Here is a 12,047-nt window from a genome sequence, read left to right as displayed (position 1 = left end):
TAAAAAAAGCTGATTGCTTCTTAAGAAGCAATCAGCTTTTTTCATTGTTAGGGGAGTATTCCTATATGATAAACCAAGGTAAAATTGCTAACCCAGAAGTTACAATTGCTGTAGTAAATATTAAAAGCATAGCTAGTTTGTTTTGTTTCATGTCACATTCTCCTCTACATATCAAGTACATGCGATCAGCGTGGGATGTAGTTCCCCACTGAGTAAAGTTTCACTTTATATTTTTAGTATAATGAATGGTAAGGATTGGTACGATCGATAAAGGTGACATGAAGATTACATTGTTGTAATGCAAAAAAACATCTTTCTTATTAAGAAAGATGTTTTTGGAAAACTACCCCGCAAAAGCCCGATTGGTTCAGCTAATACTCAGTAGGGGATGGAAAAATCACCCACTGAGTAAAGTTTCACTTTATATTGAAGTATTAATCATTTAAGAACAGAACCATATGTTCCTCGTCCCAATATTGACCGTTATGTTTTAATGAACGCTCTTGTACGCCGTAAGTTTGGAAACCTAATGACTCATATAATTTTTTTGCACCATCGTTACCAACTACAACATCGAGCATAAGTTGTTCTACATGTAATTTATCGGCATTTTCAATAATTGCTTTAATTAGAGCTCGTCCTGCTCCGAGACCACGTGCTTTTGGAGAAACAAAAACGGAGCCAATTTTTGCTTTATGTTCTTGTTTAATAAATGGTTTTGTTTCTAAAGTAGCGATACCAATTAAATCATTATCTTTGAAGACACCTAGAGTATACTTATCCGGATTGCTTAATCGTTTAGCCATAGCAGCCACAGGATTTTCATGTTTAAGAACATCTTCATAAGAAGAGCTAAAAGCTTCCGGATTCTTCGTTAAACCTTCCATACAAACTTTTAAATATATTTCTGCGTCCTCTGTTGTTAATAAGCGAATTTCCATAGTTGTAACCTCCTTGGTGGATTTCAAATAAATCCATTACTTTTATAAGATTGAGTATATGTTTTGTTAGTATTCTCTTTTAATTTGTAAAAGAATGAAAAGATATATGCTACAATGTTTTGTTTTAATTATGTAATGAAATTATATATTAACTTTGTTAACTATTCAAGTGTTTAATATGTTACATTTTTATAACTAAAATAACTCCTCGATTGAGGAGTTATTTTTTAAACATTGGATTGATAGCCATCAATTCGTTTTGGATGTGTGTAAATATTACAAGATTCATTTCTAATAAACCCTACGACTGTAATGCCTAAATCATGGGCAAGTTGCAATGCCAGTTTTGTTGGAGCGGATTTAGATAGAACAATTTCACATCCGATTTTTGAAACTTTGAGTAAAATTTCGGATGAAATACGTCCGCTAAATGCGATGATTTTTCCTTTAATGGATATATCGTTACGCAAACAATGACCATATATTTTATCTAATGCATTATGTCTTCCAATATCCATTCTTGATAGGAGGATATTGTTTCGATCACATAGCGCGGTATTGTGAACACCGCCAGTTTGGCGAAATGTAGTAGAAGATTGTTGCAAGGTATTCATTAAATGAAAGCATTCTTCAGGAGTAATTTTTACATGTATATCATGTAAGTCTTTTGCTTTTGCTGCGTCGTTTACGAAAATAAAACCTTGTCTACCTTTTCCGCAGCAAGAAGTGATGTATCGTTTATTATATAAAGTTTGATAGAGCGGATTCACTTTTGATGATTTTACATGGACAATTCCGTTATCTTTTTGAACCCATAGTTCTTCAACATCTTTATAGGAAGAAATAATCCCCTCAGAAATTAAAAAACCAATTACCATATCTTCAATATAATTTGGTGTGCATACGACTGTTACATATTCTTCACCATTCAATTTAATAGTAATAGGAGATTCTGTAACAATCTCATCAAGTTGTTTTGAAAATGTACCAGATTGATAACGTACAATTGTATAAGTCTCTTGCGTAGGCCCCATATTTAATTCCCCTTTTATATGTATTTCTCTCCCACATTTATCATAAAACAATGGAAAAAATAAAAACACCTATTAAAAAGAAGATCACAGATTATTTTGGTTATTATTGTATATGTACGATATAATAGAACTGTAGAATAGTGATATTTTCAAGCTTTCGTAGTTATACCTTATAACATCTAGAATCGACTTCATAAGAAAGTATTTGGGTAGAGCGTTTCAAAAATATGTACAGTAATGCGATTTTGAAAACGGATTCATAATTGTGTTGTACAGTTGGTTGTAAGGAGAGGGGAAACTATGGCAGAACAGACAGTCCGTGTAACCGTCGATGGTAAAGAATTTTCTGCATCAGGTGAAAAGACGATACTACAATTATTTAACGAGAGTAATTTGGAACATCCTCAAATTTGTCATGTACCAGAAGTAGATCCAATTCAAACTTGTGATACGTGTATTGTAGAAGTAAATGGAAAGTTATTGCGTGCTTGTTCAACGAAATTAGAGAACGGTATGCATATCGAAAGACAGTCCCAGCGTGCAAAAGAGGCACAGACTGAGGCAATGGATCGAATATTAGAAAATCATCTATTGTATTGTACCGTTTGTGATAACAATAATGGTAACTGTAAAGTCCATAATACAGTACATATGATGGGAATTGAGGAACAGAAATATCCGTATGAGCCAAAAGTAAGTGCGTGTGAAGTGGATATGTCACATCCATTTTATCGATATGATCCAAATCAATGTATTGCTTGTGGGCAGTGTGTAGAAGTATGTCAAAACTTACAAGTGAATGAAACTATATCGATTGATTGGAGCTTAGACCGTCCACGTGTTATATGGGACAATGGTGTAAGTATAAATGACTCATCTTGTGTAAGTTGTGGGCAGTGTGTAACAGTATGTCCATGTAATGCGTTAATGGAAAAAACAATGCTGGGTGAAGCTGGATTCATGACAGGATTGAAACCGGATGTGTTAGATCCGATGATTGATTTTGTAAAGGATGTAGAGCCGGGATATAGTAGTATTTTAGCAGTTTCAGAAGTAGAGGCTGCGATGCGTAAGACGAAAGTGAATAAAACAAAAACAGTTTGTACATTTTGTGGTGTAGGTTGTTCATTTGAAGTATGGACGAAAGACCGCCACATTTTGAAAGTGCAGCCTGTTTCAGATGCGCCGGTTAACGGTATTTCCACATGTGTAAAAGGCAAATTTGGATGGGATTTTGTAAACAGTGAAGATCGTATTACAAAGCCATTAATTCGCCAAGGAGATACGTTTGTTGAAGCTTCATGGGAAGAGGCTCTGGAAGTTGTTGCATCCAATATGCAGCATATTAAATCAGAATATGGAAGTGATGCATTTGGATTTATTTCTTCTTCGAAAGTAACGAATGAAGAAAATTATCTTATGCAAAAACTAGCCCGTCAAATATATGGAACGAATAATGTAGACAATTGTTCCCGTTATTGTCAATCTCCAGCAACAGACGGTTTATTTAAAACTGTCGGTATGGGCGGGGACGCTGGAACAGTGAAAGATATTGCGGAAGCAGGCCTTGTCATTATCGTTGGAGCAAATCCAACAGAAGGACACCCTGTACTTGCAACGCGTGTAAAACGTGCTCATAAACTAAATGACCAAAAATTAATTGTGGCGGACCTTCGTAAACATGAAATGGCAGAGCGTGCGGATTTATTCATTCATCCGCGCCAAGGAACTGATTACGTATGGCTCGCTGGTATTACGAAATATATTATTGATCAAGATTGGCACGATAAAAAGTTCATAGCTGAAAATGTGAAGAATTTTGATGAATATAGCAAAATGGTAGAAAAGTATACGCTTGATTATACAGCAGAAATTACGGGGATTTCGAAAGAAAATCTGAAAGAAATGGCTCGTATGGTATATGAAGCAGATGGTACTTGTGTACTTTGGGGAATGGGTGTAACTCAAAATACTGGAGGAAGTACAACTTCAGCAGCAATTTCAAATCTATTGCTTGTTACGGGTAACTATCGTCGTCCTGGTGCAGGAGCATACCCATTACGCGGACATAATAACGTACAAGGCGCTTGTGATATGGCAACATTACCAAACTGGCTTCCAGGTTACCAAGCAGTTTCAGATGATGCGCTCCGTGCGAAATTTGAAAAAGCATACGGTACTACAATTCCGAAAGCACCAGGCTTAAATAATATTGCAATGTTACTTGCGGCAGATGAAGGAAAACTGCGTGGTATGTATGTTATGGGTGAAGAAATGGCTTTAGTAGATTCGAATGCCAACCATGTACAACATATTTTAGCGAATTTAGATTTCCTTGTTGTTCAAGATATGTTCTTATCGAAAACAGCTCGTTTTGCTGATGTTATTTTACCGGCAGCACCAAGCTTAGAAAAAGAGGGAACATTTACGAATACAGAGCGCCGTATTCAAAGATTATATGAAGTATTGAAGCCGCTTGGTGATTCAAAGCCAGACTGGTGGATTTTACAAAAAGTAGCTCGTGCACTTGGCGGGGACTGGAATTATGAAAATCCAAGTGAAATCATGGATGAAATTGCATCGCTTGCACCTTTATATTCTCAGGCAACATACGATCGTTTAGAAGGATGGAATAGTTTATGTTGGGGTAGCCATGATGGTAGCGATACACCACTATTATATGTGGACGGATTTAACTTCCCAGATAAACTAGCTCGTCTATCATTAGATGAATGGGTACCACCAGTTGTAGCACCAGATGAGTATGATTTACTTTTAAATAATGGTCGTATGTTAGAACATTTCCACGAAGGGAATATGACGAATAAATCGGCTGGTATTTTATCTAAAGTATCTGAAGTGTTCGTTGAAATCTCGCCTGAACTTGCCCTAGAGCGCAATGTGAAAGATGGTGGCCTTGTAGAATTAGCATCACCATTTGGGAAAATTAAAGTACAGGCACTTGTTACAGATCGTGTAACGGGGAAAGAGCTATATTTACCGATGCATGCAACGGTAAATGAAGAGGCAATCAATATTTTAACTGGAACGGCGACAGATCTTTATACGTGTACACCAGCGTATAAACAAACGATGGTAAAGATGCGTGTATTACGTGAAAAAGGGAATCGTCCGTTACCATCTTCAAACCCGAGAGATAAAAAGCGTAATCCGCAAAACGGTGTTGAAATCGAGCAAAAATGGCAAAGAAAACAATACGTATCACTTGTGGACTAGGGGGCGGAGATAGTGGCGAAAGAAATTACTATAATTAAAAAGAAAGTTGTAACAGAGGAAGAACAGAAACAGCAATTAGCAGATGAACTTCTAAATGAGCTATCTAATAATCGTGAAGCAGTAGAAGAAACGATGCAGCTTTTAGCACAGTTGCAGAAGGCTGGTATATTAGATGCAGCGATTAGTTTACTTGCTGCGAAGGAAGATGTTTCAAAAATCGCTGTGGAGCAATTAAATCGTGAACCAGTTAAAAATGCACTCAACAATATGATGGGGGCAGGAGAAGCGTTATCTTCAGTTGACCCAGAAATAACGAAGCAAATTACGTCCAGTTTAGTTACAGGATTGCAATTTGCAACAGATGAATTAAATAGTGGTAAAAAAACAAAAGTGATGGATTTCTTTAAAGTATTAAAAGATCCAGATATCAATAGAGCTATTACATTCGGTTTTAGCTTCTTGAAAGCATTTGGACAAGGGCTAGAGAAAAAATAGAATAAATGAAAAAGTGATGGGAAGTAGCCATCACTTTTTTCATTATATGTATAAGAGTGTTCATGTTAAGCGGAATATATTATTATTAAAAAGATGGATTAGAACTGGAAATATGGAATCCATCTCAAATATCGTTTTAGAATGTGGAGGAATATATGCAACACCGTAAAAAACTATCTATACCAGGAGTAATAGGACATTCCTTTCAAACAGTTAAATTTGCTTTTTGGAATGTATTAACTTTTCAACTTGCTTATAAATTATTAGCAGCGATTGTGTTTGTTCCACTATTTGGAATCATTTTTAATAAGTTATTGTATTTTGGTGGTTATGCAAATGCGACAAATGATGAATTATTAGCGTTTTTAAAGACGCCTTATGGGATCTTAGCAATCGTAATTTTATCATTGTTAGCACTGTTTCTTATCTTTACAGAATTTGCGGTGCTTATTATTATTTCGTATTTCGCTCATAAAAGACAGAAGGTGAAATTACGTCCGATTTTATATAAAACGGTAACGTATTTACCTACTCTTTTCACATATTGCTTACCAGGATTTATTTTATATGCTGTCGTATTGTTGCCTCTTTTAAATATGGGATATGAAACGGCATTAATCCCGCAAATTCAAATTCCTAACTTTATTACAGGAGAACTGTTTAAGACAACGATGGGACAAGTTGGTTATTACACGTTCTTTGCTGTAGTCGCGTATTTGAATCTTCGATGGATTTTCGTTCTACCTATTGTTGTTTTAGAGCAAAAACCATTTCGCGTGGCAGCACGTAAAAGTGCAACTTTAGTAAAGGAAAGCTTTTTTAAAGTACTATTCTTTTTAGTAGGATTTTTTATTTCAATTGGAATTGTATATGTCGTGTTTTTGGGAATATATTTATTGTGCCTATGGGGTGTTTATGAATTTACAAACCCGAAAGGAACATTTGCATTATTAGCTGAATCAACGATTTCTGTATTTTTAACGAGCACATTGTATTTATTCAGCTTTATCGTGACGCCATTTTATATTATGGCGATTACGCGATTATACTTACAAAAGGTACCGGTTGAGGATGTTTTATTAGAAGAAGGATTAGATTATTCGAAAACGAAAGCAGATAAATGTTTTTTTCAAAAACATCGTTGGAAATTCATTGGCGTATACATTGTAGGAATTATTACTGCCGGAATGGTCGTTGCCTTCATTGTAACGTTTATTTCAAATTCGTATAAAGAACCGATTATTATGGCGCACCGCGGGTATATATCAAAAGGCGTAGAAAATACGAAAGAAGCTGTGCAAGGTGCTATTGATGCAAAAGCAGACTACGCTGAAATAGATGTATTACAAACGAAAGACGGTGAACTAGCGGTTATACATGATTTGAAGCTGAAACGTCTCGCAAATGCCAATGTGCATGTGTCAGATTTAACGATGGCGGAGTTAAGGCAACTTACCCTTAGTCAAGATGGACTTTCAGGACAAATAAGTACACTTGATGAAATCATTAAGCTAGCAAATGGCAAAATCAAACTTAATATAGAAGTGAAGCTTCATGGGGGCGAAAAAGATTTTGTAAACAAAGTCTTAAAAACGATTAAAGATAATGAATTTGAGAAGCAATGTGTAATTCAAACGTTACACTATCCACTTATTAAAGAGTTTAAGCGTGCAAATCCAGATATAAAAGTAGGGTATATATTGTATGCAAGTAGAGCTAACTTAAAGAATGTGAAGGCTGACTTTTACGTAGCAGAAGAATATATGTTAAATAAGAAATTAGTAAAAGAAGCAAGGAAGTTAAACAAACCAATTTACGTATGGACAGTAAATGATATGGAAAATTTAAAGGCATATTATAAGTTGAACGTAGATGGTATCATAACCGATTACCCTGAAGATGCACGTGAAACAATTAAGATGTTAAAAGAGCAAGAAGCGGAAGAAAGTGATCTGTTTGATAAAATTACTGAAACGACAGATGATTTATTTTCTAAGTTATTTATAAGTTACCCAGCTGCTGGCTAAATGCTAGCAGCTGTTTTTTTTGTGAAAAGAATATATCTCTAAAGTATTGAGTAAAGTAATAACTGTATATGTATACGTTATCGCTTAGGTTTCTTACATTGTTACATTATTGTCAAATAATAAATGATTGCTGTTTATTTTGAAGCAGTATAATAAAAATAGAGTGAAAGATAATGAAATGACACGAAACCCCTAATAGAATCAATGTTTTATATATTTACACTATTCTAAATATAAAAACTTTAGGAAAATGGTATGTTAGCGTTTTCATAACTTTTAAGTTATGCTAGAATAAGGACATAAGTTATTAATTATTACAAAAAGAAAAAAGAATCTCTTTTTTCTGTTAATTATAAGGGGGCATTTCATTATGCGTATTGGGGTACCAGCAGAAATTAAAAACAACGAAAACCGTGTGGCAATGACACCAGCAGGTGTTGTACATTTAATTCGTAACAATCACGAAGTATTCATTCAAAAGGGTGCAGGTTTAGGGTCTGGTTTCACAGACGCTCAGTATGTTGAAGCGGGAGCAAAAATTGTTGATACAGCTGAAGAAGCTTGGAACATGGAAATGGTTATGAAAGTTAAGGAACCAATTGAAAGCGAATACAAACACTTCAGTGAAGGCTTAATCTTATTCACATACTTACACTTAGCTCCAGAGCCAGAATTAACAAAAGCTTTAATCGAGAAAAAAGTTGTTTCTATCGCATATGAAACAGTACAATTAGAAAACCGTTCATTACCATTACTTGCACCTATGAGTGAAGTAGCTGGTCGTATGGCTGCACAAATTGGTGCACAATTCCTTGAGAAAAACAAAGGCGGTAAAGGTATCTTACTTGCAGGTGTTCCAGGGGTTAAACGTGGTAAAGTAACAATCATCGGTGGTGGACAAGCTGGTACAAATGCTGCTAAAATTGCAGTTGGACTAGGTGCGGATGTAACAATCATCGACTTAAGTGCAGAACGTCTTCGTCAATTAGATGACATTTTCGGAAACCAAGTAAAAACTTTAATGTCTAATCCTTACAATATTGCAGAAGCTGTTAAAGAGTCTGATCTTGTAATCGGTGCAGTATTAATCCCAGGTGCAAAAGCTCCAAAACTTGTAACAGAAGAAATGATTAAATCAATGGAACCAGGTTCTGTTGTTGTAGATATCGCGATTGACCAAGGTGGTATTTTCGAAACAACTGATCGTATTACAACTCATGATAACCCAACTTATGAAAAACACGGCGTTGTTCATTATGCAGTTGCAAACATGCCAGGTGCGGTTCCACGTACATCAACTCTTGCATTAACAAACGTAACAGTACCATATGCAGTACAAATTGCTAACAAAGGCTACAAAGAAGCTTGCCTAGGTAACACTGCATTACTAAAAGGTATTAACACATTAGATGGCTATGTAACATTCGAAGCAGTTGCAGAAGCTCACGGTGTAGAGTACAAAGGTGCTAAAGAATTATTAGAAGCAGAAACAGTATCTTGCTAATAGAAGCATTATACAAAACAAAATCGAACAATATATAAAACAACATGAGAAGAGCTAAGAGTGAAGATCTCTTAGCTCTTCTTGGCAAAAGGGGGCATACATCGTGGCCAACCTATTTAAAAAGAAATCCGTTACGCAATTGTTAGGGGAAAGTAAAAGTAAAACTTTGACGAAAACGCTAGGGGCATTTGACCTAACAATGCTAGGGATTGGTGCGATAATTGGTACAGGAGTTCTAGTATTAACTGGATTAGTAGCAGCAAGAGATGCTGGTCCAGCAGTTATTTTTTCATTCATGATTGCAGCCATCGTTTGTGGATTTGCAGCATTATGTTACGCAGAGGTTGCTTCTACACTTCCTGTTTCAGGTAGTGTGTACACATACTCATATGCAACAATTGGTGAGTTTGTAGCTCATTTAATGGGATGGACATTACTATCCGTATATGTTGTAACGACTGCCGCAGTAGCTGGCGGATGGACTGGTTACTTCCATAACTTAGTGAGTGGATTAGGGCTTGAAATTCCAAAAGCACTGCTAACGATTCCGTCTCAAGGTGGTATAGTGAATTTACCAGCAGTTATCGTTACATTAGTTATAACTTGGTTATTATCAAGAGGTACGAAAGAAAGTAAACGAGTGAATAACATAATGGTATTAATTAAAATTGGTATCGTTGTTTTATTCATTGCAGTTGGTGTATTCTACGTGAAACCAGAAAACTGGATACCATTTGCACCGTATGGTTTAAGTGGAGTTTTCGCGGGGGGAGCAGCAGTATTCTTTGCTTTCTTAGGATTTGATGCATTAGCAACTTCTGCTGAAGAAGTAAAAAATCCGCAACGTGATCTACCGATTGGTATTATCGCTTCGTTAGTCATTTGTACAATCATTTATGTTGTAGTTTGTCTCGTTATGACGGGTATGGTTTCATATAAAGAGCTAGATGTACCGGAAGCGATGGCGTATGTGTTAGAAGTTGTAGGACAAGATAAAGTAGCTGGTATAATCGCAATTGGAGCTGTAATTGGTATTATGGCAGTAATTTTTGCTTACATTTATGCAACGACACGTGTATTCTTCGCTATGAGCCGTGACGGTTTATTGCCAGAATCTTTCGCGAAAATTAATAAAAAGACAGAAGCACCAACATTTACAGTTTGGTTAACAGGAATTGGTAGTGCTTTAATTGCTGGATTTATCGATTTGAAAGAATTGTCGAATTTAGCGAATATTGGAGCGTTGTTAACATTTGCGATGGTTGGTGTGTCAGTTATTATTCTTCGTAAAACACATCCAAAATTACAACGTGGATTTATGGTACCACTTGTACCGATCTTGCCGATTATTTCAATTGCATGTTGTCTATTCTTAATGGTAAACCTACCATTAAAAACATGGATGTACTTCGGTGCTTGGTTAGCAATCGGAGTAGTTGTATACTTTGTTTATTCGAAAAAACATAGTCATTTAAAAGACGATGGAAGTTCGCAGGATAATTTAGAACAAGCTAATTAAAGGGATATAAACACAGTAAGCCTTGTGCGTCTAGGGAGCGCGCAAGGCTTTTTCTTTTGTTGAAATAAAGGGAATGTATATTATTTTGTCGAATTTTTCTGTCGGAATATGAAAAAAGGGTGGGAGCGAAATGGAAGAAGCAAAAGTTGTTGTTGGAGCAGAGGGTTATAATAATAACCCTGGTTGGTTACATACGAATGAAGAAGAATTAAATTTATTACGGAGAGAAACTTGGCTTGATAAATTTCAACCTAATTCTTTATCAGTAATTTTGGCAGAACATGTATGGGAGCATTTATCATATGAAGAAGGAATTGAAGCTGCAAAAATTTGTTATGAGTTTTTAATGGAGAATGGATATATTCGTTGTGCAGTACCAGATGCATTTTTTCCAGATGAAGAATATCAGCAAGGGGTACAAGTAGGTGGACCTGGTCCATTAGATCATCCTGCAGCAAGTCATAAAATTGTTCATAGCTATAAAACAATCACGTCCATGTTTGAATCAGCAGGTTTTCAAGTAAGGCTCTTAGAATACTGTGATGAGAATGGTAAGTTTCACTATAATGATTGGAATGAGAAAGATGGATTTATTTATCGTTCGAAACGTTTTGACCATAGAAATCGGGATAATCATTTAGGATTTGTTTCTTTAATTGTGGATGCGGTGAAAAATGAAAAGTAAGTAAAAAGGGGTGTGCGAATTGTGCATCCTTTTTTGTATGAGAATATAGAGAGTGCGGAAAATATGTATACGACTTATTAAAATGTGAACGGAATGTTCATAAAAAAAAATTCAGATTTCATTGACACATATGAGTGGGCACTCATATAATAAGAGTATAAGATATATGAATGATTGTTCATATGTTCAATTAAAGAGGTGAGCTATAATGGCTGGAAATAAAGTAGAAACACCACAAGAGACATGTTCTCAAACGATAATTCATGAAGAAGTTGTAGAGCAAGTAAAACAAACAATTCCAACTGATGAAAGTTTAAGTAAAGTAGCAGAACTATTTAAAGTATTAGGTGACCGTACACGTACGAGAATATTACATGCGCTATTTGAAGCTGAAATGTGCGTTTGTGATTTAGCTTATTTATTAGGAATGACACAATCATCTATTTCGCATCAGCTTCGTGTGTTAAAGCAAGCGAAACTTGTGAAGAATCGTAAAGAAGGAAAGGTTGTTTATTATTCGTTAGCTGACCAGCACGTAATTCATATCTTCGAGCAAGCGTTTGAACACGTAAACGAAGAAGAATAAAAGAACGCGAGGAGGGAGA

At 35.7% G+C, this 12,047-nt stretch carries 9 protein-coding genes; 7 read left to right on the top strand and 2 right to left on the bottom strand.

Features of this window, described 5'->3' with window-relative positions; all coding sequences use genetic code 11:
- Positions 1 to 434: 434 nt before the first annotated feature.
- Both D1166_RS16590 and fdhD read right to left on the bottom strand, forming a co-directional pair.
- On the bottom strand, positions 435 to 941 hold the full coding sequence (locus D1166_RS16590; RefSeq protein WP_087964836.1) for a GNAT family N-acetyltransferase: 507 nt from the start codon (positions 939 to 941) through the stop codon (positions 435 to 437).
- Positions 942 to 1,168: 227 nt separating this feature from the next.
- Positions 1,169 to 1,975 (bottom strand): formate dehydrogenase accessory sulfurtransferase FdhD, encoded by an 807-nt coding sequence (gene fdhD, locus D1166_RS16585; RefSeq protein ID WP_000529230.1) that lies wholly within the window; start codon positions 1,973 to 1,975, stop codon positions 1,169 to 1,171.
- Positions 1,976 to 2,275: 300 nt separating this feature from the next.
- On the opposite strand from fdhD, the gene fdhF reads away from it, so the two are divergent.
- The 7 genes from fdhF (at position 2,276) to D1166_RS16550 (ending at position 12,028) form a co-directional block, all read left to right on the top strand.
- The gene (gene fdhF, locus D1166_RS16580) at positions 2,276 to 5,212 is read left to right on the top strand and encodes a formate dehydrogenase subunit alpha (RefSeq protein ID WP_097855846.1); all 2,937 of its coding nucleotides are present in this window, start codon (positions 2,276 to 2,278) and stop codon (positions 5,210 to 5,212) included.
- A 12-nt stretch (positions 5,213 to 5,224) separates the two neighbouring features.
- Positions 5,225 to 5,707, top strand: a complete 483-nt coding sequence (locus tag D1166_RS16575; protein WP_001040507.1) for a helical membrane plugin domain-containing protein — start codon at positions 5,225 to 5,227, stop codon at positions 5,705 to 5,707.
- 155 nt (positions 5,708 to 5,862) lie between these two features.
- Entirely contained in the window at positions 5,863 to 7,734 is a 1,872-nt protein-coding gene (locus D1166_RS16570; protein WP_001164700.1) for a glycerophosphodiester phosphodiesterase, read from the top strand.
- A gap of 370 nt (positions 7,735 to 8,104) precedes the next feature.
- The gene (ald, locus tag D1166_RS16565) at positions 8,105 to 9,238 is read left to right on the top strand and encodes an alanine dehydrogenase (protein WP_001219744.1); all 1,134 of its coding nucleotides are present in this window, start codon (positions 8,105 to 8,107) and stop codon (positions 9,236 to 9,238) included.
- A 103-nt stretch (positions 9,239 to 9,341) separates the two neighbouring features.
- On the top strand, positions 9,342 to 10,757 hold the full coding sequence (locus D1166_RS16560) for an amino acid permease (protein ID WP_001284887.1): 1,416 nt from the start codon (positions 9,342 to 9,344) through the stop codon (positions 10,755 to 10,757).
- Positions 10,758 to 10,887: 130 nt separating this feature from the next.
- On the top strand, positions 10,888 to 11,442 hold the full coding sequence (locus D1166_RS16555) for a class I SAM-dependent methyltransferase (RefSeq protein ID WP_000390572.1): 555 nt from the start codon (positions 10,888 to 10,890) through the stop codon (positions 11,440 to 11,442).
- A gap of 208 nt (positions 11,443 to 11,650) precedes the next feature.
- Positions 11,651 to 12,028 carry an ArsR/SmtB family transcription factor gene (locus tag D1166_RS16550; RefSeq protein WP_000918378.1) on the top strand — a complete coding sequence of 126 codons (378 nt, stop codon included), beginning with the start codon at positions 11,651 to 11,653 and terminating at the stop codon, positions 12,026 to 12,028.
- Positions 12,029 to 12,047: the final 19 nt, after the last annotated feature.

Origin of the sequence: Bacillus sp. ISO11, from assembly GCF_003458115.1 — a bacterium.
GTDB lineage: Bacteria > Bacillota > Bacilli > Bacillales > Bacillaceae_G > Bacillus_A > Bacillus_A cereus.
Note: the sequence above shows the minus strand (reverse complement) of the source record. Positions and strands in the feature narration are given on the sequence as shown.